This window comes from Allobosea sp. Tri-44, assembly GCF_004123845.1.
In the GTDB taxonomy this organism is placed as follows: Bacteria; Pseudomonadota; Alphaproteobacteria; order Rhizobiales; family Beijerinckiaceae; genus Allobosea.
The window spans coordinates 897,338-920,344 of record NZ_NBDP01000003.1 but is presented as its reverse complement, the minus strand read 5'-3'; the positions used below and the strand labels follow the sequence as shown (position 1 = coordinate 920,344).

The 23,007-nt window shown below is 65.9% G+C and carries 20 protein-coding genes and 1 pseudogene; 15 read left to right on the top strand and 6 right to left on the bottom strand.

What is annotated here, in order from left to right:
- Positions 1-68: 68 nt before the first annotated feature.
- The 8 genes from lpdA (at position 69) to B6S44_RS04370 (ending at position 7,265) form a co-directional block, all read left to right on the top strand.
- Entirely contained in the window at positions 69-1,508 is a 1,440-nt protein-coding gene (gene lpdA, locus B6S44_RS04405; protein ID WP_129155498.1) for a dihydrolipoyl dehydrogenase, read from the top strand.
- Positions 1,509-1,575: 67 nt separating this feature from the next.
- Entirely contained in the window at positions 1,576-2,322 is a 747-nt protein-coding gene (locus tag B6S44_RS04400) for an alpha/beta hydrolase family protein (RefSeq protein WP_129155497.1), read from the top strand.
- A gap of 110 nt (positions 2,323-2,432) precedes the next feature.
- Positions 2,433-2,681, top strand: a complete 249-nt coding sequence (locus B6S44_RS04395) for a GlsB/YeaQ/YmgE family stress response membrane protein (RefSeq protein WP_110491347.1) — start codon at positions 2,433-2,435, stop codon at positions 2,679-2,681.
- Positions 2,682-2,727: 46 nt separating this feature from the next.
- Positions 2,728-3,063 (top strand): GlsB/YeaQ/YmgE family stress response membrane protein, encoded by a 336-nt coding sequence (locus B6S44_RS04390; protein WP_129155496.1) that lies wholly within the window; start codon positions 2,728-2,730, stop codon positions 3,061-3,063.
- 75 nt (positions 3,064-3,138) lie between these two features.
- On the top strand, positions 3,139-3,414 hold the full coding sequence (locus B6S44_RS04385) for a GlsB/YeaQ/YmgE family stress response membrane protein (protein WP_129155495.1): 276 nt from the start codon (positions 3,139-3,141) through the stop codon (positions 3,412-3,414).
- Between the two features lie 202 nt (positions 3,415-3,616).
- Complete coding sequence (gene lipA, locus B6S44_RS04380) at positions 3,617-4,621, top strand: lipoyl synthase (protein ID WP_129155494.1); 1,005 nt, start codon at positions 3,617-3,619, stop codon at positions 4,619-4,621.
- Between the two features lie 13 nt (positions 4,622-4,634).
- Entirely contained in the window at positions 4,635-5,105 is a 471-nt protein-coding gene (locus B6S44_RS04375) for a type II toxin-antitoxin system RatA family toxin (RefSeq protein WP_129155493.1), read from the top strand.
- A 48-nt stretch (positions 5,106-5,153) separates the two neighbouring features.
- Positions 5,154-7,265 (top strand): fused MFS/spermidine synthase, encoded by a 2,112-nt coding sequence (locus B6S44_RS04370; RefSeq protein ID WP_129155492.1) that lies wholly within the window; start codon positions 5,154-5,156, stop codon positions 7,263-7,265.
- Between the two features lie 17 nt (positions 7,266-7,282).
- On the opposite strand, the gene B6S44_RS04365 is transcribed toward B6S44_RS04370, so the two are convergent.
- Positions 7,283-7,780 carry a CinA family protein gene (locus B6S44_RS04365; protein WP_129155491.1) on the bottom strand — a complete coding sequence of 166 codons (498 nt, stop codon included), beginning with the start codon at positions 7,778-7,780 and terminating at the stop codon, positions 7,283-7,285.
- A gap of 4 nt (positions 7,781-7,784) precedes the next feature.
- Positions 7,785-8,978, bottom strand: coding sequence for a bifunctional 2-C-methyl-D-erythritol 4-phosphate cytidylyltransferase/2-C-methyl-D-erythritol 2,4-cyclodiphosphate synthase (locus B6S44_RS04360; RefSeq protein WP_164985719.1), 1,194 nt, complete (start codon positions 8,976-8,978; stop codon positions 7,785-7,787).
- A gap of 183 nt (positions 8,979-9,161) precedes the next feature.
- Here B6S44_RS04360 and dusB point away from each other — a divergent pair, with 183 nt between their 5' ends.
- The 7 genes from dusB (at position 9,162) to hflX (ending at position 18,543) form a co-directional block, all read left to right on the top strand.
- Complete coding sequence (dusB, locus tag B6S44_RS04355; RefSeq protein WP_129155489.1) at positions 9,162-10,184, top strand: tRNA dihydrouridine synthase DusB; 1,023 nt, start codon at positions 9,162-9,164, stop codon at positions 10,182-10,184.
- Positions 10,185-10,292: 108 nt separating this feature from the next.
- Positions 10,293-11,345, top strand: a complete 1,053-nt coding sequence (locus tag B6S44_RS04350) for a two-component system sensor histidine kinase NtrB (protein WP_248309445.1) — start codon at positions 10,293-10,295, stop codon at positions 11,343-11,345.
- Positions 11,346-11,370: 25 nt separating this feature from the next.
- Positions 11,371-12,822 (top strand): nitrogen regulation protein NR(I), encoded by a 1,452-nt coding sequence (gene ntrC / locus B6S44_RS04345; protein ID WP_129155487.1) that lies wholly within the window; start codon positions 11,371-11,373, stop codon positions 12,820-12,822.
- Between the two features lie 234 nt (positions 12,823-13,056).
- Entirely contained in the window at positions 13,057-15,333 is a 2,277-nt protein-coding gene (locus B6S44_RS04340) for a sensor histidine kinase NtrY-like (RefSeq protein WP_349236362.1), read from the top strand.
- Complete coding sequence (gene ntrX, locus B6S44_RS04335; RefSeq protein WP_129155486.1) at positions 15,330-16,697, top strand: nitrogen assimilation response regulator NtrX; 1,368 nt, start codon at positions 15,330-15,332, stop codon at positions 16,695-16,697. The genes B6S44_RS04340 and ntrX overlap by 4 nt, the downstream gene beginning before the upstream one ends.
- 196 nt (positions 16,698-16,893) lie before the next feature.
- A complete protein-coding gene (gene hfq / locus B6S44_RS04330; protein WP_069880868.1) occupies positions 16,894-17,142 on the top strand; it encodes an RNA chaperone Hfq in 249 nt (82 codons plus the stop codon).
- Between the two features lie 3 nt (positions 17,143-17,145).
- The gene (gene hflX / locus B6S44_RS04325) at positions 17,146-18,543 is read left to right on the top strand and encodes a GTPase HflX (protein WP_465246081.1); all 1,398 of its coding nucleotides are present in this window, start codon (positions 17,146-17,148) and stop codon (positions 18,541-18,543) included.
- Positions 18,544-18,594: 51 nt separating this feature from the next.
- On the opposite strand, the pseudogene B6S44_RS04320 reads toward hflX, so the two are convergent.
- The 4 genes and pseudogenes from B6S44_RS04320 to B6S44_RS04305 all read right to left on the bottom strand — a co-directional run bounded on the left by B6S44_RS04320 (position 18,595) and on the right by B6S44_RS04305 (position 23,003).
- Positions 18,595-20,218: pseudogene (locus B6S44_RS04320) on the bottom strand (phytoene desaturase family protein).
- A 55-nt stretch (positions 20,219-20,273) separates the two neighbouring features.
- Complete coding sequence (gene hspQ / locus B6S44_RS04315; RefSeq protein WP_110491359.1) at positions 20,274-20,603, bottom strand: heat shock protein HspQ; 330 nt, start codon at positions 20,601-20,603, stop codon at positions 20,274-20,276.
- Between the two features lie 116 nt (positions 20,604-20,719).
- A complete protein-coding gene (locus B6S44_RS04310) occupies positions 20,720-21,769 on the bottom strand; it encodes an HpcH/HpaI aldolase/citrate lyase family protein (protein WP_129155485.1) in 1,050 nt (349 codons plus the stop codon).
- Between the two features lie 127 nt (positions 21,770-21,896).
- The gene (locus B6S44_RS04305) at positions 21,897-23,003 is read right to left on the bottom strand and encodes a DUF2865 domain-containing protein (protein ID WP_129155484.1); all 1,107 of its coding nucleotides are present in this window, start codon (positions 23,001-23,003) and stop codon (positions 21,897-21,899) included.
- Positions 23,004-23,007: the final 4 nt, after the last annotated feature.

The following is a 23,007-nucleotide window of genomic DNA, read 5'->3' as shown; positions in this document are numbered from 1 at the left end:
GAACCGGGGCCTTGCCCCGCAACGTCAACGCCTCCCACAACGGGGGGGACAAAGCCGAGGCACCTCCCATGGCTGATTACGACATCATCATCATCGGCTCCGGCCCCGGCGGCTATGTCGCGGCGATCCGGGCGGCGCAGCTCGGCTTCAAGACCGCGATCGTCGAGCGCGAGCACCTCGCCGGCATCTGCTCGAACTGGGGCTGCATCCCGACCAAGGCGCTGCTGCGCTCCGCCGAGATCCTGCACTATGGCCAGCACGCCAAGGATTACGGGCTGACGCTGGAGGGCACGTTCAAGGCCGATCTCGACGCGGTGGTGAAGCGCTCGCGCGGCATCGCGGTCAGGATGAACAACGGCGTCCAGTTCCTGATGAAGAAGAACAAGGTCGACGTGATCTGGGGCGAGGCCAAGCTCACCAAGGCCAACACGATCGTGGTCGCCCCGACCAAGAAGCCGGCGATGCAGCCGCAGGGGCCGGTGCCGAAGGGCGCCAAGGGTGAGGGCACCTATACCGCCGACCACATCATCGTCGCGACCGGCGCCCGTCCGCGCGCGCTGCCGGGCCTCGAGCCGGACGGCAAGCTGATCTGGACCTATTTCGAGGCGCTGGTACCGCCGACCATGCCGAAGTCGCTGGTCGTGATGGGCTCGGGCGCGATCGGCATCGAGTTCGCCTCCTTCTATCGCACGCTCGGCGCCGAGGTGACTGTGGTCGAGGTCCTGCCGCAGGTGGTGCCGGTCGAGGACGCAGAGATCGGCGCCTTCGCGCGAAAGGCCTTCGAGAAGCAAGGCATGAAGATCCTGACCTCGACCAAGGTCACCAAGGTCGAGAAGTCGGCCAACTCCATCACCGCCCATGTCGAGGACGACAAGGGCAACAAGCAGACGATCACCGCCGAGCGGATGATCTCCGCCGTCGGCGTCGTCGCCAATGTCGAGAATCTCGGCCTCGAGGCGCTCGGCGTGAAGCTCGACCGCGGCGTGATCGCGATCGACGGCCTCTGCCGCACCAATGTCAAGGGCGTCTACGCGATCGGCGACGTCGCCGGCCCGCCGATGCTGGCGCACAAGGCCGAACATGAAGCGGTGATCTGCGTCGAGGCGATCAAGGGCCTGCACCCGCACCCGATGGACAAGGCGATGATCCCGGGCTGCACCTATTGCCACCCGCAGATCGCCAGCGTCGGCCTGACCGAGGCCAAGGCCAAGGAAGCCGGCCACCAGCTCAAGGTCGGCCGCTTCAACTTCGTCGCCAACGGCAAGGCGGTGGCGCTCGGCGAGGACAGCGGCATGGTCAAGACGGTATTCGACGCCAAGACCGGCAAGCTGCTCGGCGCCCACATGGTCGGCGCGGAAGTCACCGAGCTGATCCAGGGCTTCGTCGTCGCGATGAACCTCGAGACCACCGAGGAAGAGCTGATGCACACCATCTTCCCGCATCCGACGCTGTCGGAGACGATGAAGGAGGCCGTGCTCGACGCCTATGGCAAGGTGTTGAACGCCTGACACAAGCCGCCGCTAGAGCAGGCTATCGGGCAAGGGGGAAATCATGGGCCGGTCGCACATTTGGTGGATGCTTCTCGCCCTGTCGCTGTTCGCCGCGCCGGCGGAGGCCTGCGACGGCGAAACCTGTGCGAACGGGCTCGCCTATGAAGTTTTCGGCCCCCCTGCGGGTCGTGGCCAGCCGGTGCTCGCCGTCTTCGTTCATGGCGACGTCTCGGCTGGTGGGCCGGCGGACTACATGTACTCCTATGCAAAGCAGTTCGCTGCCTCGCGCAAGAACGTGGTCGCGATCGCGCTGTTGCGACCCGGCTATTACGACCGCGCCGGAAAGAGAAGTAGCGGTTCCGATAATGGCCGGCGCGACACGTTCCACTCGGGCAATAACCGCGCCGTTGCCGGAGCGATCCGCGAGCTCAAGCAGAAATACAATGCACGTTCCGTCGCGGCGCTCGGGCATTCCGGTGGGGCTGGCACGATCGCCGTGATCGCCGGAGATTACCCCGGCTTGATCAACGGCATCGTGCTGGCATCCTGCCCGTGCGATGTGCCCGCCTGGAACTCCAGCCGCGGCCGCCGCGGCGGCTTTTCTTCGCAATCGCCGGTCGATTACCTGTCCGGGATTGGTTCCGGCACTGCCATCGTCGCTGTTACGGGGCAAGCAGATGACAATACCCGTCCCGATCTTGCTGGTGACTATGTCGCCAGGGCGCAGGCACGAGGCCTGTCTGCGCGACTGCAGCTGGTCGGAGGGGGGCATAATTTCAGTGGTGCCGTAGCCGGCTCCGCCGTCGCGGCACTCGGGGCCATAGCCCGATAGCGCTGGGCGGTTGCAGCGGGGCCCGGAGCATTCGCCACCCGTGTGCTCGCTACCGGTTCGTGCAACATTCAGGCCTGTTTGGATAGGGCGCTTGCCTAGGGAGGATCGCCATGGACCTTCGTGCCATTCTCGTCGCCATCGCCATCGGCGCCGTCGCCGGCTGGCTCGCCAGCATCGTCATGGGTGGCGGCGGGCTGATCCGCTACATCATCACCGGTCTGATCGGCGCCTTCGTCGGTAGCTTCCTGCTGTCGGCTCTGGGCATCAACCTCGGCATCGGCAACCCGCTGATCTCACAGATCATCACGGCGACGATCGGGGCGATCGTGGTGGTCTTCCTGGCTAGACTGATCGCCTGATCAGTCGGTGCTGGCATTCGCGCGCGGCTGAGACCATATCCGGCCGATGACGCGCGCCCGCAAATCCCCCAAGCCCGATCGGGTCGTCCCCGACGACAAGGTCGAGATCCTGCCGCCAGGCAGGAAGTTCGCGCTCGACTGGCCCAGGCTTCTGCCTCCGGTCGCATTCGGTACCGCCGCGGGCTTCATCGCCAGCCTCGTTGTCGGTGGTGGTGGCTTCCTGCGCCATGCTGTGGTCGGACTGCTCGGCATGCTGGTCGGGCAGGGCATCGTGCGTGTCACCGGCTGGCGGGCGAGCATCGGCCATCGCTTCCTCGACTTGATGGCGATGGCGGTGATCGGCGCGATCCTGGTCGTGCTGCTCGCCCGTTTCATCGCTTGAATCTGGAACCAGGCGACGCTCGCTGCGTTGTCGTTCGCGGCCGGACGGCCGGTCTTTGAGGGCAGGGGGACTACCATGAACGACCAGATCTATGCCGCACTCGGCACGCCGGGCTATGGCTTCTTCATGACGCTGCTGATCGGCGTCATCGCCGGCTGGATCGCCGAGCGCGTCACCTCGTCCGATCACGGACTCTTCACCAACATCATCGTCGGCGTCGCCGGTTCCTTCGTCGGCAGCCGCATCGCCGAGCTCATGGATATCTCGATCTTCGGCTTCTGGCGTACTCTGATCGCGGCGATCGCCGGTGCCTGCCTGCTGATCGTGGTCTGGCGCGCAGTGCGCAACTGAGTCCCGCGGCGCGCTTTCCGTTCGACCGAGACGGTCGAACGATCAGAAATCGCGCAACTCAAAATTCTGGAGCATGTTCTCGTCGCAAAAGTGGGGTCCACTTTTGCGGAACATGCTCCGCGGGTTGCTCGCGCCGCACTTCGGCATTAGCTAGACGGGAGTGGCCGCGCCCTGATGCGCGGCGCCAGTAACGGACCCGTCCATGGCCGTCGTGCTCGATCTTCTCAACCGCGATCCGCGCCCCAATGCCGGCAACCCGAAATCCGAGGTGAAGCCGCCGGTGGAATTGCGGCATCCGGAAAAGCAGAAGCGGCCCGAGAATCCGATCCTGCGCAAGCCGGACTGGATTCGGGTCAAGGCGCCGGGCTCGCCGAAATGGGCTGAGACCCAGAAGATCGTGAAGGCGGAGAAGCTCGTCACCGTCTGCGAGGAGGCGGGCTGTCCCAATATCGGCGAGTGCTGGGAGAAGAAGCACGCCACCTTCATGATCATGGGCGACACCTGCACGCGCGCCTGTGCCTTCTGCAACGTCAAGACCGGCGTGCCCGAGGCGCTCGACGCTCATGAGCCGCGCAAGGTCGCCGATGCCGTCGCCAAGCTCGGCCTCGAGCATGTCGTGATCACCTCGGTCGACCGTGACGATCTCAAGGACGGCGGAGCCGAGCATTTCGCGCAGGTCATCCGCGCTATCCGCAAGGCTTCGCCCGGCACGACGATCGAGATCCTGACGCCCGACTTTCTGCGCAAGCCGGGTGCGCTCGAAGTGGTGGTCGCGGCCAAGCCCGACGTCTTCAACCACAATCTCGAAACGGTGCCCGGCAAGTATCTGACCGTGCGCCCCGGCGCCCGCTATTTCCATTCGCTCAGGCTGCTGCAGCAGGTGAAGGAGCTCGACCCGACCATCTTCACCAAGTCCGGCATCATGGTCGGCCTCGGCGAAGAGCGGAACGAGGTGTTGCAACTGATGGACGATTTGCGCTCGGCCGATGTCGATTTCATCACCATCGGCCAGTATCTGGCGCCCTCGCGCAAGCATCATCCGGTCGTGCGTTTCGTCACGCCCGACGAGTTCAAGAGCTTCGAGACCATCGCTTATGTGAAGCGCTTCCTGATGGTGTCCTCGACGCCGCTGACGCGCTCCTCGCACCATGCCGGCGAGGATTTCGCAAAGCTGCGGACGGCGCGCGCAGCCAAGCTCGGCGACTGACCGGCACCCCATCATGCCGATGTTCAACAGCACCCGCCGGGTGAAGCACTCGCCCGAAGAGATGTATGCGCTCGTGGCGGACGTCGAAAATTATCCGCAGTTCCTGCCGCTCTGCGAGGGGCTGACGGTTCGCCGGCGCACGCCGCGCGAGGGCGGCGGCGAGGTGGTACTCGCCGACATGACCGTCGGCTACAAGGCGATTCGCGAGACCTTCACCAGCCGCGTCACGCTCGATCCGACGAATTTGAAGATCCTGGTCGAATATGTCGACGGGCCGTTCCGTTATCTGGAGAATCGCTGGAGCTTCAAGCCGCACGACAAGGGCTGCGAGGTCGGCTTCTTCATCTCCTATGAGTTCGCCAGCCGCATGCTCGGCCTGTTGATGGGCGCGATGTTCGACAAGGCCTTCCACAAGTTCGCGGAGGCTTTCGAGAAGCGCGCGGATCTGATCTACGGGCGTGGCCGCCCGGCCGCGCTCACCTAGTCTTAAGCTGTCCGCGCCATTGTTCTCCCGTTTCGGCAGGGGGAAGCCATGGAAGCTCCGGTGGTTGAGGCGCGTGCCGGTGTCGGGGCGCGGCGAATGAGCGTGGTGTTGCCGGTCTATACCTGTACCATCTTCCTCTCCGCCTTCCTGCTCTTCGGCATCCAGCCGATGTTCGCCAAGATGGTGCTGCCCAAGCTCGGCGGCTCGCCGGCCGTCTGGTCGACGGCGATGGTCTTCTTCCAGGCGATGTTGCTGGCAGGCTACGCCTACGCCCATTGGCTCGTCAGCCGGTTCAGTGTTCGCCGCGCCGCGCTGATCCATATTGCGCTGATGGCGGCGGTAATTCTGACATCGTTGCCGATCAGGATCGCCGCCGGCTTCGATCGCCCGCCGGCAGAGGCAGAAATCACCTGGCTGCTGACGCTGTTCGCAGCCTCGGTCGGCTTGCCGTTCTTCGCCGTGGCTGCGAATGGCCCCTTGTTGCAGGCCTGGTTCGCGCGAACCGGCCATGAACATGCCCGCGACCCTTATTTCCTCTACGCCGCTTCCAACATCGGTAGCTTCCTCGCGCTGCTGGCCTACCCATTCCTGGTCGAACCATTCCTGCGGCTGGCCACACAGACGGCTGCCTGGGCCTGGGGTTTCGCGCTTTTGCTGGCGGGTATCGCCGGCTGCGCCGGGCTGGTCCTCGGGCGTTCGGAAGGCGGCAAGGCGCCCAGCCCGCTCGCGGCCGAACCGATCGCTTTCAGCCGAAAGCTGCGTTGGCTTTTTCTAGCATTCGTTCCGTCCGGGTTGCTCGTCGCGGTTACCGCTCATGTGTCGACCGACGTCGCTGCCGCGCCGCTGCTGTGGGTCGTGCCGCTTTCACTGTTCCTGCTGACGTTCGTCATCGTTTTTCAGCGCAAACCGATCTTGCGCCATGGCTGGATGCTCGGCCTGCAGCTGCCGCTCGTGGTACTCTATGTCGGCACGGCCGTGTTCGCTCTCCGCTTCAGCTGGGAGATCGAACTGCTGTTTCATTTCGCCATTCTGTTCGTCACGGCGATGGTCGCCCATGGCGAGCTCGCGCGCCTGCGTCCCTCGACGAATGGGCTGACCGCCTTTTATCTTTGGATGTCGCTCGGCGGCGTTTTGGGCGGGGTCTTCTCCGCATTGCTCGCGCCCGCGCTTTTCAACTCCGTGATGGAGTACCCGCTTCTGGTCATCGCTGGCCTGCTTTGCCAACCCCGTTTAGCGTCAATCCCGATGACGCGGTTGCGAGGCGGGGCGCTCGCTGCCGTTGCCGCTGTCGCGTTCGCCGGATTGATCGCCAAGGAGGCGTACCGGACGGACATGGTCCGTTCCTTCTTTGGTGTTCACCGCATCGTCGAAACCTCGGATGGTCGCTTCCGCCTGCTGATGCACGGCAGCACGCTTCATGGTGCGCAGAAACTGCGCGAGGAGGACGGCACACCGGCTTCCGGAAAGCCTGAGCCGCTGACCTACTACTATGCCGGCGGTGGCATCGCCGAGGGCATTCAATCGCTCCGGCAGGCCCGCGGCGGCAAGCTGGGCACCGTGGCTGCCATCGGCGTGGGGACCGGCTCGCTGGCCTGCCAGATTCAAGGCGGTGAGGATTGGACCTTCTACGAAATAGACCCGACGGTCATCCGGATCGCGACTGACCCCGCGCGATTCCGGTTTTTCAGCACCTGCGCTCCGGCTACGCGCTTCGTCATCGGCGACGCACGTCTGACCCTGGCGGAGGTGGCGGACGGCTCGCTCGATTTGATCGTGGTGGACGCCTTCTCGTCGGATGCCATCCCCACTCATCTCCTGACCGAAGAGGCGTTTGTACTCTACGCTCGGAAGCTCAAGTCGAATGGCGCGGCCCTGCTGCACATCTCGAACCGCAACATGGAATTCGGGTCCGTCGTTCGCGCCACGGCTGCGACAGTCGGCCTCTCCGCCTGGATCAACGCCTCGGTCCGGTCACCCGATGACATCAAATCGGCGAAAGTCGCTCCCGATGTCGCGATCATCCTGCGCCCCGGAGTCGATCCCGGGCCGATCGTCCGGCAGGGCTGGCGTGAACAGGTCGGCCCCGGCGCTGCTCGGCCGTGGAGCGACGATTACGCCGACATTGTCGGCGCGGTCTGGCGCAAGCTCTCGACGAGATAGATTGTGATTTTCGGCGGCTAATCGTCTGCCAGAGCCGCCTCGCGCAGCAGATCGAGCGCCTCCAGCACACTGAGGCGCCTGATCTCGTCGCGCCCCTGAGCGCCGAAGCGCTTTTCGCGATGCAGCGTCCTTGCACCGTCGGCGCAGGCGAAATGCACCAGCCCGACCGGCTTCAGCGCGTTGCCGCCGTCCGGGCCGGCGATGCCGGTGATCGCGACGGCGAGCCTCGACGACAGCCGTTCCCGGCCGCCTTCCGCCATGGCGCGCGCGACCGGCTCGCTCACCGCGCCATGCTCGCGAATAAGCTCGGCGGGGACGCCGGCCAGCTCCGTCTTCGCCTCGTTGGAATAGGTCACGAGGCCGCCTAGCACCATGCTGGACGAGCCGGAAATCGCCGTCAGCGCACCGATGACGAGCCCGCCTGTGCAGGACTCGACCGTCGCGACAGTGATGCTGCGTTCGCGCGAGATGTCGAGCAGTTCGGCGGCGAGTGAACGGATGTCGAGGTCGAACATGGCGTCACTCTGGCTCCGGAAGGCGGATGGTCGCCGTAGCGAGTGCGGCGAGTCCCTCGCCACGGCCAGTGAAGCCGAGACGTTCCGAGGTCGTCGCCTTGACGCCGACCTGGTCTATGCGCAAGCCGGCGATCTCTGCGATGCGCACCCGGATCGCATCGCGATGCGGGCCGACTTTTGGCCCCTCGCAAACGATCGTCAGGTCGAGATGGTCGATGCGGCCGCCACGGTGGCGGACACGTTCGGCGGCAAAGGCGAGGAAGCGGTCGGAGGAAGCGCCACGCCATTGCGGATCGCTGGGCGGGAAATGGCTCCCGATATCGCCATCGGCCAAGGCCCCCAATACTGCATCGGTGAGTGCATGCAGGGCGACGTCGCCATCGGAATGAGCCGTGACGCCGCGGCTGTGCGGAATCCGGATACCGCCGAGCCAGACATGATCGCCGTCGGCGAAGGCATGAACGTCGTAGCCGGTGCCGGTGCGCGTCACGAGTGACCTGGCGATGCGCTGTTCGGCCAGTGCAAAGTCGTCCGAATGGGTCAGTTTCAGGTTCATCGGATCTCCCGCGAAGGTCGCGACGCGGTGGCCGGCCCATTCCATGATGGCGGAATCGTCGGTGAAGCCGCTGGATCCGGCGGCATGGGCAGCCCGGTGTGCGGCAAGCAGAGGCTGGAAGGCGAAGGCCTGCGGCGTCTGCACCGAGACGAGTTGCTCGCGCGGCAGGGTCTCCTCGATCAGGCCGGTGGTATCGACGCGCTTGACGGTGTCGGTGACGGCGAGCACCGGGATCGCGGCAATATCCTGGGTACAGGCTCCCATCGCCCGCTCGATCAGCGACGTTGAAACGAAGGGGCGGGCCGCATCATGCACGAGCACAATGCCCGAGAAGCCGCTGGCGGCAAGCGCCTCCAAACCTGCACGGACCGACTCTTGACGGGTCTCGCCACCATCGGCGGGGGCGGAGAGGCGAGCGCGTGCGTTCTCCGGAAGTTGGCCGATCGCTTCGGCATACCGCGCCCCGTCGCCGGCACCGATCACCACGAGCACGATGTCGATCCGGCCCTCGGCCAGGAAGGGGGCAAGCGTGCGGCACAGAACCGGTATGCCGCCAAGCCGCCGATACTGCTTCGGCGCATCAGCGCCAGCGCGCAGGCCGCGTCCGGCGGCGACGATCAGGGCTGCGACGGCAGGCGTCATCGATCCTCGTGACTCCATGAGTTGGAGGCTCGCTGATAGGACGGCGCAGCTCTCGCGCCAAGCCGCTAACGCCGCCGCAACGGCGCTGCCCGAGCCACCGCACGCGCATCATGACGATATTGCGATGCAACATGCTGCGAAATTCTCTTGCGCGACGCAGCATTTGTCTAATAAATCGGCAAAATGAAAACTGCCTCAAATTCGGGCGAGCATGAGGTGCCGATCGGCGGATTGTTCCCGGCCTCGCGTGCCTTCCTGGCGCCGATGTCGGGCGTGACCGATCTGGCCATGCGCCGCATCGCCGCGCGCTTCGGGGCCGGACTCGTGGTCTCCGAGATGGTGGCCTCCGATGAGCTCGTCCGCGGCAGCGAGGAGGCGCGGCTGCGGGCGGAGGGCGCGGGGGTGACTCCGCATGTCGTCCAGCTGGCCGGTTGTGAGGCGCGCTGGCTGGCGGAGGCTGCGCAGGTCGCCGAGGCTTCGGGCGCCAACATTGTCGACATCAACATGGGCTGCCCGGCGAAGAAGGTGGTCGGGGGCTGGGCAGGCTCGGCGCTGATGCGTGATCTCGATCACGCAATCGGTCTGGTCGAAGCGGTCGTAGCGGCGGTGAAGGTGCCGGTTACGGTCAAAATGCGGCTTGGCTGGGACGATGCCAGCCGCAACGCGCCGGAACTGGCGCGCCGCGCCGCAATGGCCGGAGCGGCTGCGATCACGGTCCATGGCCGTACACGCCAGCAGTTCTACAAGGGCCAGGCTAATTGGGCCGCGATCCGTCCAGTGCGGGCGGAGGGCAAATTCCCGCTGATCGCCAATGGCGATATCGCGACGTCCACGCAGGCGCAGCTCTGCCTGGAGCAATCGGGAGCGGACTACGTCATGGTCGGGCGCGCCGCGCTTGGCCGGCCCTGGCTGCCCGGCGCGATCGGCGCCGCACTGGCCGGCCGCGAGCCGGCGGACATCCCGCTCACCGTCAAGCACGACGTCGCCCGCGAACATTACGAGAGCCTGCTCTCGCTGATGGGACGTGAGACCGGCGTCCGCCATGCCCGCAAGCATTTGGCCGCCTATGCCGACGAGGCGCTCGCTTGCGGGCTGGAGCCGGACGAAACCTCGCGCCGCGAGCTACTGACGACCAGCGAGCCTGTGCGCGCCATCGCGGCGCTCGGACAACTGTTCTCGACCGCCCCTCTGGGCGCTGCCGCCTGACCCAGGAAAGTCCTGCCTATGACGATGGCGATATTCAACGACGGCGCGGAGGGGCAGCACGATCCCTTGTACGACCTTCTCGAAGTCCAGGCGCTCAACGTCCTGCCCATGCCCGTCTTGGTCATCGGGGACGGGCACGGCATCCTTTACGCCAACACCGCTGCCGAGGACTTCTTCCAGGCCAGCACCCTCGTGCTGAAGCGCCAGCGCCTCGACGATCTCGTCGCTTTCGGCTCGCCGGTGCTGGGGCTGGTCGAGGAGGTTCAGCGACGCGGTGCCAGCGTCAGCGAGTACCGGCTCGAACTCGCCTCGCCCCGGCTCGGCATCGACCGGGTGGTCGACGTCTTTGCTTCACTACTGCCCAGCCAGCCAGACGCGGTGGTACTTTTGCTGCAAGAACGGACAATTGCTGAAAAAATGGACAGGCAATTGACACATCGGGGAGCAGCTCGCTCGATCACTGCGCTCGGAGCAATGCTGGCGCATGAGATCAAGAATCCGCTCTCCGGCATCCGCGGGGCGGCGCAACTGCTCGAGGCCTCGGTCCAGGACGAGGATCGCCTGCTGACTCAGTTGATCTGCGACGAAGCCGACCGGATCGTGAAACTGGTCGAGCGCGTGGAGCTGTTCGGCGACGAGCGTCCGAGCGAACGCGGACCCGTCAATGTCCATGATGTGCTCGACCATGTGAAGCGGCTGGCTCAGTCCGGCTTCGCCCGGCACATCCGCTTCAGCGAGATCTACGACCCGTCGCTGCCGCCGGTCGCAGGCAACCGCGACCAACTGGTCCAGGTTCTGCTCAACCTGGTCAAGAACGCGGCCGAGGCCATCGGCAATGACGCGATCGACGGCGAGATCACGCTCACGACCGCCTATCGTCCTGGCATCCGCATGCAGGCGCCCGGTTCCAGCGCCCGGCTCGCCTTGCCGCTCGAGATCGGCGTCCGCGACAACGGGCCCGGCGTGCCGCCTGACCTGCACCAGCACCTGTTCGATCCCTTCGTCACCACCAAGGCGCAGGGAAGTGGCCTTGGACTTGCACTTGTCGCCAAGGTGATCGGCGATCACGGCGGAATCGTCGAATGCGAGTCCGCGCAGCGACGCACGACGTTTCGAATTCGATTGCCCCTGCACGAGGCTAAGCCGCCTCGGGCTGGGTAAGAGGCGAGCAGGACATAGGAACCGCATGCCGACGGGTAACATTCTCATCGCCGACGACGACGCCGCGATTCGCACCGTCCTCAACCAGGCACTCGCCCGCGCCGGCTACGAGGTGCGCACCACGGGTCAGGCGGCGACTCTCTGGACCTGGGCAGCGCAGGGTCTTGGCGATCTCATTATCACCGATGTCGTGATGCCGGACGGCAACGCCTTCGATCTCCTGCCGCGCATCAAGCGGGTCCGGCCCGAGCTGCCGATCATCGTGATGAGCGCGCAGAACACCTTCATGACCGCGATCAAGGCCTCGGAGCGCGGCGCGTATGAGTACTTGCCGAAACCCTTTGACCTGAAGGAGCTCGTCGCCATCGTCGGCCGCGCGCTGTCGCGTCCGCGCGGCGACGTACCGCGCAGCCAGGCCGCCGAGCCCGAGGACATCCCGCTGGTCGGCCGATCGCCGGCGATGCAGGACGTCTATCGTGCCCTGGCGCGGCTGATGCCGATCGACCTGACGGTGATGATCAACGGCGAGTCGGGCACCGGCAAGGAACTGGTCGCCCGCGCCCTGCACGACTATGGCAAGCGCCGCAACGGACCTTTCGTCGCGATCAACATGGCGGCGATCCCGAAGGACCTGATCGAATCGGAGCTGTTCGGTCACGAGAAGGGGGCCTTCACCGGCGCGCTGACCCGCTCCTCGGGCCGCTTCGAGCAGGCTGAGGGCGGCACATTGTTCCTCGACGAGATCGGTGACATGCCGATGGAGGCGCAGACGAGACTGCTGCGCGTGCTGCAGCAGGGCGAGTACACCACGGTCGGCGGACGCACTCCGATCAAGACCAATGTCCGCATTGTCGCCGCGACCAACAAGGACCTGCGCATCTCGATCGCGCATGGCCTCTTCCGCGAGGATCTGTTCTTCCGTCTCAACGTCGTGCCGATCCGACTGCCGCCGCTGCGCGAGCGCGTCGAAGATATCCCGGATCTCGTCCGCCATTTCTTCGCGCTGGTCGAAAAGGAGGGGCTGGCGCGCAAGCAGATCGACTCGGAAGCGATGGATGTGCTGCGGCGTTACCGCTGGCCGGGCAATGTCCGCGAGCTCGAGAATCTGGTGCGGCGTCTGGCCGCGCTCTATCCGCAAGATACCATCACCGCGCCCATCGTCGAGGCGGAGTTGCAGCCCGGGACCGGGGGCCCGGTGCAGATTGGGAGCAGCAGTGCGCCGGAGCGGGCGGAAACCCTGTCCGGTTCGGTCGAACGCCATCTCAACCAGTATTTCGGCGGCTTCGGCGACCAGATCCCGCCGCCGGGGCTCTATCACCGCATCCTGCGGGAGGTCGAGCCGCCCTTGATCGCGGCCGCCCTGGCGGCAACGCGCGGCAACCAGATTCGCGCTGCCGAGCTGCTGGGACTTAATCGCAACACCTTGCGCAAGAAGATCCGCGAGCTCGACATGCAGGTGGTGCGCTCGCCACGTTGACAAGAGCCGGATCCGATCAGGTTGCTTCAACCTGATCGGTGAATCCGTCTCTCACTTTGAGTTGGAAACCGTTTTTCCGATCAGCTTGCAGCGCCAGCTGATCGGAACGGGTTCCAGGCACTGTGGCTGCCTTGCATCTGTCATATTTTGACAACACCGTTGCGGCGGCGCATCAGTGCGCTGTGCGTCGGCTTCCATGACGGGAGCCGCAGGCAACGGAGCTTCGATATCGTCTTGACGACCTCGACCGGCGACATGCGCATGACGCCCCGATCCGAAGACCCGCCCCGGCGGGTTTCGGGCTGGCTGGGCGCGCTCGTCGTCGGCTTCGCCCTGGTCTCGGCGCTCACCACCTTCCTCGTGCTTTCGGGCGCGACGCCGGTCGCGCCGGTCCATGAGGTCGTGGTCGGCGTCTTCATCATCAATGGCCTGCTGATCCTGCTGTTGCTGACCATCGTCGCGTTCGAGGCGGCGGTGCTGATCCGCGCGAGGCGCAAGGGCGTGGCGGCAGCCGGGCTGCACGTGCGGATCGTCAGCCTGTTCAGCATCGTCGCGGCGCTGCCGGCTGTGCTCGTCGCCGTGATCGCGACCGCGACGCTGGAACGCGGCCTCGAGCCCTGGTTCTCAGACCGCATGCGCGATGTGATCTTCAAGTCCGTAGAGGTCGCCGACGCCTACACCACCGGCCAGTGCCGTTCGCTCGGCCGCGAGATTCGGTTGCTCTCGGACGATCTTGGACGGGCGAAGACCGCTTACGACGCCGATCGGCGCTGGTTCGAGAGCTTCCTGACGGCGCGCGCCACGGCGCTCGGCCTGCCGGTGGTCTGGATCATGAAGCCGCCGGACACCGTTCTCGTCAGGGCCAACATCGACGTTTTGCGGGACGCCAGCAAGCCCAATGCCGACGCCTTCGAGGATGCGCAGAGCTCGCCGGAGCCGATCTGCGTGCTCCCGTCCTCCGGGCGTGTCTTCGGCGCTCTGATGAAGCTGCCGAGCTATGACGGCGCCTTCCTCTATGTCGCCCGCGAGGTCGATCCGCTCGCGGTCGAGTTCCCGGCGGTGGCCCGCGGCGCTGCGGTCGAGTATCTCGGCATCGATGCGAGGCGCAAAGGCGTGCAGATCGCCTTCGCTTCGATGTACGCGCTGATTTCCGTGATCCTGCTGCTCTCGGCGATCTGGCTCGGTCTCAACTTCGCCAACGGCCTCGTCGCGCCGATCCGGCGAATGATCCATGCCACCGATCAGGTCTCCAGCGGTAACTTCTATGTCCAGGTGCCGATAAGACGAGCGGAAGGCGATCTCGCCCATCTTGGCGAGACCTTCAACAAGATGACGGCCGAGCTTCGCCGCCAGCGCGACGGACTCGTCACCGCAAGCGAAGTGATCGACCGGCGACGCCGATTCACCGAGACAGTCCTCTCGGGCGTCTCCTCCGGCGTACTCGGCATAGACGAAGACGGGCACGTCACCATCAGCAACCGCTCATCCGAAACCTTGCTCGGAGCCGGCGGCCGCCTGCTCGGCGAGCCGGTGGCGCGAGTCGTTCCGGAGATCGCCGCGTTCGTGTCCGAAGCGCTGACCGGCCGGCAGCGCCTGAGCTCCACCCAGGTCGCGATCACCCGCGGTGGCCGTGAGCGCTTGGTCAACATTCGGGCAACGCGCGAAGGCGAAGGGGCGGGCGCCGGCCTCGTGGTGACGCTCGACGACATCACCGATCTCGTTTCGGCGCAGCGGACTGCCGCCTGGGCCGACGTGGCGCGCCGCATCGCCCACGAGATCAAGAATCCGCTGACGCCGATCCAGCTCTCGGCCGAACGCATCCGTCGCAAGTTCGGCCGCGTCATCGTCGACGACAAGGACATCTTCGACCAGTGCACCGCCACCATCGTGCGCCAGGTCGAGGACATTCGCCGCATGGTCGACGAGTTCTCCTCCTTCGCGCGGATGCCCAAGCCTTCGCCGGCGCGAGACGACATCGTCGAGACGGCTCGGCAGGTCATCTTCCTGATGCGGGTCGGCAATCCCGAGATCGACATGTCCGACAACCTGCCCGACGCACCGGTCCTGGCGCATTTCGACCGGCGCCTGATCTCGCAGGCTCTCACCAACGTCATCAAGAATGCGACCGAGGCGGTCGAGGCCGTGCCGGCCGAGCAACGCGGCAAAGGCCGTATCGAGATCGGCTTCGAACGGCTCCAGGACGGCCGGATCGTCATCGACATCCTCGACAACGGCAAGGGCCTGCCGGCCGATCAGCGCCAGAAGCTGCTCGAACCCTATATGACCACACGCGACGGCGGCACCGGCCTCGGCCTCGCCATCGTCGGCAAGATCCTCGAGGACCATGGCGGCGGTATCGAGTTGCTCGACCGCCCGGATGGCGCCCGTGGCGCCAGGATCAGGCTCTGGTTTGTCGAGACCGGACCGCCACCGGCCGGCGAAGACAGACCAGAGACGGGCAATAGGACGGCGGATAACGCCACACGACAAGTGAACGGGACGAAGGCATGAGTGCTGACATTCTCGTCGTCGACGACGAGGTCGATATTCGCGAACTGGTTGCCGGCCTCCTGGAGGACGAGGGCTACCGAACGCGCAAGGCAGGCTCCGCCGACGAGGCGCTCGCTGCGATCGCGGCGCGTCGGCCCAACCTCGTCTTCCTGGATATCTGGCTGCAGGGCAGCCGGCTCGACGGGTTGCAGGTGCTCCAGCTAGTCAAGGAGAGCCACCCCGATCTGGCGGTGGTGATGATCTCCGGCCACGGCAACATCGAGACCGCCGTCTCGGCGATCAAGAGCGGCGCCTACGACTTCATCGAGAAGCCGTTCAAGGCCGACCGGCTGGTGCTGGTCGCAGAGCGGGCCCTGGAGGCTTCGCGGTTGCGACGCGAGGTGCGCGAGCTGAAGACCCGTTCGGTCCAGGCGAGCCGGATCGTCGGCCGCTCGACCGCGGTCAACCAGCTGCGCCAGACGCTTGAGCGCGTCGCACCGACCAATGCGCGCGTGCTGATCACCGGCGAGCCGGGCTGCGGCAAGGAATTGACCGCCCGCACGCTGCACGAGGCCTCGACCCGCTCGTCCGGGCCCTTCGTCGTGATCAACGCAGCGACGATCACACCCGAGACGATGGAGGAGGAGCTCTTCGGCGTCGAGGGCGGCGACGGGCGCTCGCGCAGGGTCGGCGCGCTCGAGGAGGCCCATGGCGGCACGCTCTACATCGATGAGATCGGCGACATGCCGCGCGAGACGCAGAACCGCATCCTGCGCGTCCTGGTCGACCAGAATTTCCAGCGCGTCGGCGGCGCGACCCGGGTCCATGTCGACGTCCGCATCATCTCGTCGAGCAGCCGCGACCTTCTCAAGCTGATCGCCGACGGCCAGCTGCGGGAGGATCTCTATCACCGGCTCGGCGTGGTGCCGATCCGCGTACCCGCCTTGTCGGAGCGGCGCGAGGACGTGCCCGAGCTGATCGAGTTCTTCATGGATCAGATCTCGGTCGGGGCAGGCCTGCCCAAGCGCCGGATCGGCAGCGACGCGATGGCGATCCTGCAGTCGCACGAATGGCCGGGCAATATTCGCGAGCTGCGCAACAACGTCGAACGGTTGATGATTCTGACCAAGGGCGATCCCACGGCGGAGATCACGATTGACATGCTGCCGGCCGAGGTCGGTGCCATGGTGCCGACGACGCCGTCCGGCTCCGGTGGCGAGAAGCTGATGAGCCTGCCGCTGCGCGATGCTCGCGAGATTTTCGAGCGCGAGTATCTGATGGCGCAGATCGCCCGCTTCTCCGGCAACATCTCGCGTACCGCGGAATTCATCGGCATGGAGCGTTCAGCCCTTCATCGTAAGCTCAAATCGCTGGGGGTGGGCTAAAGTCCGACTGTCGTGTTGCACTGCACGCAGGGCGGCAGGCCGATTTTCGCGCCTCGCAACCCTTGCGCGTTCTCGCCGGGTGACGATCTAATGAAGCGTCGGTGTCCCGAATGCCCGGCGATTGGCGCCGAAGCCTAACGGGACGATCTGGATCGCATGCGCAAGCCGATTGCGATCCCAACAACAGGGGCTACCCATGGCCGCAGAGCGGGCCCAAAACCTCCAGGACACGTTTCTCAATCATGTCCGCAAGCAGAAGATCCCTCTCACCATCTTTCTCGTGAACGGCGTCAAATTGCAGGGCGTCGTCACCTGGTTCGATAATTTTTGCGTTTTGCTGCGCCGGGATGGACATTCCCAGCTCGTCTACAAGCACGCGATCTCGACCATCATGCCGGGCCACCCGGTGCAGCTGTTCGAGCCCGAGGAAACGGACAAGGCCTGAGCCGTGGGCGGCAAGGCCGGGGCGGGCGACGGAAGCTCGATCGGACTCACGATCGATGCGGCCGAGCACGCCCTGGCGGCCGATACCCGCGCCTTTGTGGTCGGCCCCTATCGGACGCGCCACAATGCCGGTCGGGGTTCAGCGGCTGACGAGAACCAGCGCAGCCATGCAGCCCGGCTGGACGAGGCGTTTGGGCTGGCCAGCGCCATCGATCTCCAGATCGTCGAGGCAATCCCGGTCGTGCTGGGCGCGCTGCGGCCCGCGACCTATCTCGGCAAGGGCAAGGTCGAGGAACTGGCGGAACGCGTCAAGATCGAGGAGATCGGCCTTGTCGTGATGGATTGCGCCTTGTCGCCGGTCCAGCAGCGAAATCTCGAAAAAGCCTTTGGCTGCAAGGTCATCGACCGCACCGGCCTGATTCTCGAGATCTTCGGCCGGCGCGCCCGCACGCGCGAGGGCGCGATGCAGGTCGAGCTCGCGCATCTCAATTACCAGAAGAGCCGGCTGGTCAGGTCCTGGACCCATCTCGAGCGCCAGCGCGGCGGCTTCGGCTTCCTCGGCGGCCCGGGCGAGACCCAGATCGAGGCCGACCGACGCATCATCCAGGAGCGGATGAGCAAGATCGAACGCGAGCTCGAGAGCGTGAAGCGCACGCGCTCGCTGCATCGCGCCAGCCGCAAGCGCGTGCCTTATCCGGTGGTTGCGCTGGTCGGCTACACCAACGCCGGCAAGTCGACCTTGTTCAACCGGCTGACCTCGGCAGAAGTGCTAGCGCAGGACATGCTCTTCGCCACGCTCGACCCGACGGCGCGGGCACTCAAGCTGCCGCATGGCGCCAGGATCATGCTGTCGGATACGGTCGGCTTCATCTCCGACCTGCCGACGCAACTCGTCGCTGCCTTCCGTGCCACGCTCGAGGATGCGATCGAGGCCGATGTTCTGTTGCATGTCCGAGATGTCTCGCACGAGGATACGCAGGCCCAGGCCGCCGATGTCCAGGGCATTCTGCGCGATCTCGGTATCGATCCAGAGGATGGCAACCGCGTCATCGAAGTCTGGAACAAGGCCGACCTGCTTTCGGGCGACGAGCGTGAGCGCCAGGGAGCACTCGCCACGCTCAAGCCGGGTGCCTCGCGTCCAGTGCTGGTTTCGGCGCTGACAGGCGAGGGGATGGGCCCGCTGACCGATGCGATCGAGCAGCGCATCGCGCGAACCCGGCCGATCTACCGGCTCACCCTGCCACCGGGCGATGGCAAGTCGCTGGCCTGGCTGCACGCCAATGGCGAAATCCTCGAACGCGAGGATGCGGAGGACGGTGCGCTGGCACTGCTGGTCAGACTGCCGCCCGAGCGGGAAGGGGCCTTTACCGCACGTTTCCCGCAGGCTGAGCGCAGCGCGTAGCACCGGTCTCAGACGGGTAGGATTGCGGTGGTCTCTGATCGATTGCTTCGGTTACGCTTGCCGTGACCGCAGCCCGAAGCGCCGAGGCTGCAGATCGGTGAGCACGGAGCGGGCTGCGTTATGGCCCGGCGCGCCGGTGACGCCCCCGCCCGGATGGGCACCGGAGCCGCAGAGATAAAGGCCCGGCACCGGCATGCGATAATCGGCGTGGCCGAGCACCGGGCGGGCGCTGAAGAGCTGATCGAGCGTCAGGCGACCGTGGAAGATGTCGCCGCCGATCAGCCCGAAACGCTCCTCCAGATCGCTCGGCGCCAGAGCCAGCCGGCCGAGGACCGAGGCGCGGAAACCCGGAGCGTAGCGGTCCACGGTCTCGATCATCAGATCGGCCACCGTGTCGCGATGCGCGTTCCAACTCTCACCGTCTGGCAGCTGTGGCGCGACATGTTGGCAGAACAGGCTCGCGACATGCCGACCGGGCGGGGCGAGGCTGTCATCAAGCGTCGACGGGATCAGCATCTCGACGATCGGCTCGCTCGACCAACCTGACAGCCGCGCCTGCGCATGAGCGCGGTCCATATAGCCGAGCGACGGCGCGATGATGATACCGGCGGTGAGATGGTCGCCCGGTTCCGGCAGGCAGGCAAAGCGCGGCAGCTCCGACAGCGCCAGATTCATCCGGAAGGTACCAGACCCTGAGGCATAGCGGCGGATGCGCTCGCCGAAATCGGTCGGGACGATCGCCGGGTCGACGAGCCGCTCGAACAGCAGGCGCGGATGCAGGTTCGACACCACGGCGCGCGCCCGCACCACCTCACCCCGCTCGGTCACCGCGCCGACAGCGCGGCCCTTCTCGGTCAAGACCTGCGCGACCGGCGTCTCCAGCCGGATCTCGACGCCCTGTTCCGCGCAGGCCCGGGCCATCGCCTGCGTGATCGCGCCCATGCCGCCGAGCGCATGGCCCCACGCACCGCGCTTGCCGTTGACCTCCCCGAACACATGATGCAGCAGCACATAGGCGGAGCCCGGCGTGTAAGGGCTGGCGTAGTTGCCGACGACGCTGTCGAAGCCGAACAGGGCCTTGATCGGGTCGCTTTCGAACCAGCCGTCGAGCCAATCGCCCGCCGACTTGGCGAAGAGGTCGAGCAGGTCGCGCCGGCCAGCCTGGTCGAGCCCGGCGACGCGTCGTCCAAGCGCAGCCGCTTCCAGTAATCTGCGGCAAGGCGGCAAGCCAGCCGCCGTCACCGAGATTGGGCGGCGCCTGCAGCACGAGGTCGCGCAGCATGGCGGCTATCCGTTCCAGCCGCTCGCCATAGGCCTGGAGCCGTTCGGCATCGCGAACCGAGAACTTTGCTACCTCCGCTTCCGTGCGCCCCTCGCCGGCGGCGAGATAGCGCCGGTCCGGCAGCAGCATGAAGTTCGCCATCCGCCGCTCGACGATCCTGAGCCCATGCCGCGCCAGCTCCATCTGCTCGATAATGCGCGGGTTGAGCAGGCTGATCGTGTAGCTCGCGGTGGAATTGCGGAAGCCGGGGTGGAACTCCTCGGTGACAGCTGCGCCGCCAACCACGGCGCGCCGCTCCAGCACGGTGACCTTCAGCCCGGCCTTGGCGAGGTAGAAGGCGCAGACGAGCCCGTTATGGCCGCCGCCGAGAATGACGATGTCGGCATGGCCGATGCTCACGAATCCGCCCCTTCGTCAGCACAAAGCCCAGTCACCAGAAGGTTGAAGCTCAGTTCAGCTCCGACCTGTCGATCCGATACTTGCCTTTGCGGTCGCGCCGAAAATACTCGCGCGCCTGCGGATGCCGGACCGGCTGGCCGGACTCGTCGATCACGAGATTCTGCTCCGAGACATAGGCGACGTACTCGGTCTCCTCGTTCTCGGCGAAGAGATGGTAGAACGGCTGGTCCTTGGACGGTCGCAGATGCTCCGGGATTGCCAGCCACCACTCTTCCGAATTCGAGAACACCGGGTCGACGTCGAAGATCACGCCCCGGAACGGGTAGACGCGATGGCGCACCACGTCGCCGATCCGAAATTTCGCCGTGCGTGATTCCATGTCCCTCGTTCAGTCCCAGATCGGCCTGTCACTGCCGATGTCGTCGCCGCGCCCGCTTGACCTAGGATTACGTCGCAAATGCGTCAATATCCCCGGATGTCGCGGACTGGTGATCTTCAGAGGTCGTAACGTATTGCCAGGGCCGGATCGCGCGCCGCTACCTGCCGCGCCAGGTCGACGATGACCTTGGCCTGCTTCCAGGTCGCATCGTCCTGCATCTTGCCGTCGATCATCACCGCCCCCGAGCCGTCGGGCATGGCTTCGAGGATGCGTTTGGCAAAGGCGACCTCGTCGGGATCGGGGCTGAAGACGCGCTTGGCGATCTCGATCTGTGAGGGATGGAGCGTCCAGGCGCCGGCGCAGCCGAGCAGGAAGGCGTTGCGGAACTGCGCCTCGCAGGCGGTTCCGTCGGAGAAGTCGCCGAAGGGCCCGTAGAAGGGCTTTAAGCCCGCCGAGGCGCAGGCGTCGACCATCTTCGCGAGGGTGTAATGCCAAAGATCCTGCTGCGCGACGGCGCGGGAGCCGCCATCCGGAGCCGGATCGGCGATGACCTTGTATTCCGGGTGGCCGCCGCCAACGCGCGTCGTCTTCATCGCGCGCGAGGCGGCAAGATCCGCCGGCCCCAGGCTCATGCCGTGCATGCGCGGAGAGGCGGTCGCGATCGCGTCGACATTCTTCACGCCTTCGGCCGTCTCCAGGATGGCGTGGATCAGCACCGGCTTGGGCAAAGCATGCCGTGCCTCGTACTGCGCCAGCAGCTGGTCGACATAATGGATGTCCCAGGGCCCCTCGACCTTGGGCACCATGACGACGTCGAGCTTGCCGCCGATCTCGCCCATGATCGCGGCGATGTCGTCGAGGAACCAGGGCGAGTTCAGCGCATTGACCCGCGTCCATAGGCCGGTCGCGCCGAAATCGGTCGCCTTGGCCAGTTCGATGAAGCCGTCGCGTGCCGCCTGCTTGGCTTCGAGAGGAATCGCATCCTCGAGATTGCCGAGCACGATATCGACCTGGCCGGCGAGCTCGGGAACCTTGGCGCGCACCTTTTCCAGATGCGGCGGCACGAAATGGATCATCCGCTCCAGCCGCAGCGGCAGCTCGCGGTAGGGTTCAGGCGCGCCGATCGCCAGCGGGCGGTAGAACTGGCGTGGCGTCTTGGTCGTCATGCTCGGCTCCATGCTGCAACGCAGCGAATGTGCCGGAAGGCCATCCCGTCGTCCATCGATCTTTCGGCGGGCCTTGGGTGAATTGTCCTAGGATCAAAAGCCCAGGACAATCATCCCATTATGTAGCTCAGTTCCGCGCGAACGGCGTCTGCAGGACCACGCGCGGCGGATTGGCGATACCATCGCGCGGATTGAGCATGCCGCGCAGGCCGAGCGCGTCGCTGGCAAAGTTGTCGTCGTGCAGGCTGGCCTCGCGCACCCGCATTTGCCGGCGCAAGGTGCGAACCTGCGCCTCTGCGTGCGAGATGCCGACCTTCTCGTCGATCTTGCGGCGGTCGCTGGCGGTCAGCTCGGGCGAGCCGCGGAAGTCGCGGAAATCCGCCCCGGTATAGGGCCACTTGCCGGAGCCGGTGAAGGTGCGAACCCGCCCGTCGAGCACGATGCTGTCGCCCGGCCGCAAGGTGAAGTCGCGCAGCAGCGAGACACGGCGATCATTTGCGGTCGCGATCGCCGGCCGGCAAGCCGCATCGGCGCCGCGCTCATAGGCATAGGCCATCGGCAGCGCGCGATAGGTCTTGCCATCGCTCGCCACGGCCTCGTCGATGGTCGCAGCACCGGCCGCGACCTTGAAGACCTTGACCGGCACGCCGGGATTGGCGGCCTGGCAGAGCGCCTCATGCGCCTTGTAGTCAGCCTGGCTGCGCAGATGGCCGATCGGCGCATGGAAGCCGTCGCAGAGGCGTACGCAGAGGGTCCGCGTGACGTCGGCCGCACCGGACACCGTGTCGTAGCGGATCGCGGGAAGCTTCTGCTTCTGTTGTGCCTGCTTCGGTGCAGCCTGAATCGGCTTGAACGGATTGAGCGCGACGGGCGGCGGGCTTAGGCGCCCTTCCGGGCGCGCCTGGAAGAATGGCGCCGACCAGGTCTGGCGGGCCGGAGCATAGGCCGATACCGGAACGGAAGCGTAGGTCGCCCGTTGCGGTGCACGCTCCGTCCGGCGGGCGGCTTCCTCGCGATGGAAAGCACGGATGCCGGCATCGTCCTCGGCCTGAACCAACGAGACCGTCAGGATCGTGCCACCTGCGCCGAGTGCAAGCCCCAAGCCAGCCATGGCCACGAGGCGCAGGCCGCTGCTGCGGCCACGCGAAACGGGATTCACTTCCGTCGAGGAGCTGGAACCGGTCGGCGGGACAGGATCGGAACGCAGGCAATCGACATTACGGACACGAAGCACCGCG

Coding starts and splice junctions, on each gene's coding strand:
- B6S44_RS04365 (WP_129155491.1), bottom strand. CDS start 7,780: ATGTTCGACCTCGACATCCGTTCACTCGCCGCCGAACTGCTCGACATC.
- hfq (WP_069880868.1), top strand. CDS start 16,894: ATGGCCGCAGAGCGGGCCCAAAACCTCCAGGACACGTTTCTCAATCAT.
- B6S44_RS04395 (WP_110491347.1), top strand. CDS start 2,433: ATGGACCTTCGTGCCATTCTCGTCGCCATCGCCATCGGCGCCGTCGCC.
- hspQ (WP_110491359.1), bottom strand. CDS start 20,603: ATGGAATCACGCACGGCGAAATTTCGGATCGGCGACGTGGTGCGCCAT.
- dusB (WP_129155489.1), top strand. CDS start 9,162: ATGAAAACTGCCTCAAATTCGGGCGAGCATGAGGTGCCGATCGGCGGA.
- lipA (WP_129155494.1), top strand. CDS start 3,617: ATGGCCGTCGTGCTCGATCTTCTCAACCGCGATCCGCGCCCCAATGCC.
- B6S44_RS04310 (WP_129155485.1), bottom strand. CDS start 21,769: ATGACGACCAAGACGCCACGCCAGTTCTACCGCCCGCTGGCGATCGGC.
- lpdA (WP_129155498.1), top strand. CDS start 69: ATGGCTGATTACGACATCATCATCATCGGCTCCGGCCCCGGCGGCTAT.
- B6S44_RS04370 (WP_129155492.1), top strand. CDS start 5,154: ATGGAAGCTCCGGTGGTTGAGGCGCGTGCCGGTGTCGGGGCGCGGCGA.
- B6S44_RS04360 (WP_164985719.1), bottom strand. CDS start 8,978: ATGACGCCTGCCGTCGCAGCCCTGATCGTCGCCGCCGGACGCGGCCTG.
- B6S44_RS04400 (WP_129155497.1), top strand. CDS start 1,576: ATGCTTCTCGCCCTGTCGCTGTTCGCCGCGCCGGCGGAGGCCTGCGAC.
- B6S44_RS04375 (WP_129155493.1), top strand. CDS start 4,635: ATGCCGATGTTCAACAGCACCCGCCGGGTGAAGCACTCGCCCGAAGAG.
- B6S44_RS04385 (WP_129155495.1), top strand. CDS start 3,139: ATGAACGACCAGATCTATGCCGCACTCGGCACGCCGGGCTATGGCTTC.
- B6S44_RS04350 (WP_248309445.1), top strand. CDS start 10,293: ATGCCCGTCTTGGTCATCGGGGACGGGCACGGCATCCTTTACGCCAAC.
- ntrC (WP_129155487.1), top strand. CDS start 11,371: ATGCCGACGGGTAACATTCTCATCGCCGACGACGACGCCGCGATTCGC.
- B6S44_RS04390 (WP_129155496.1), top strand. CDS start 2,728: ATGACGCGCGCCCGCAAATCCCCCAAGCCCGATCGGGTCGTCCCCGAC.
- ntrX (WP_129155486.1), top strand. CDS start 15,330: ATGAGTGCTGACATTCTCGTCGTCGACGACGAGGTCGATATTCGCGAA.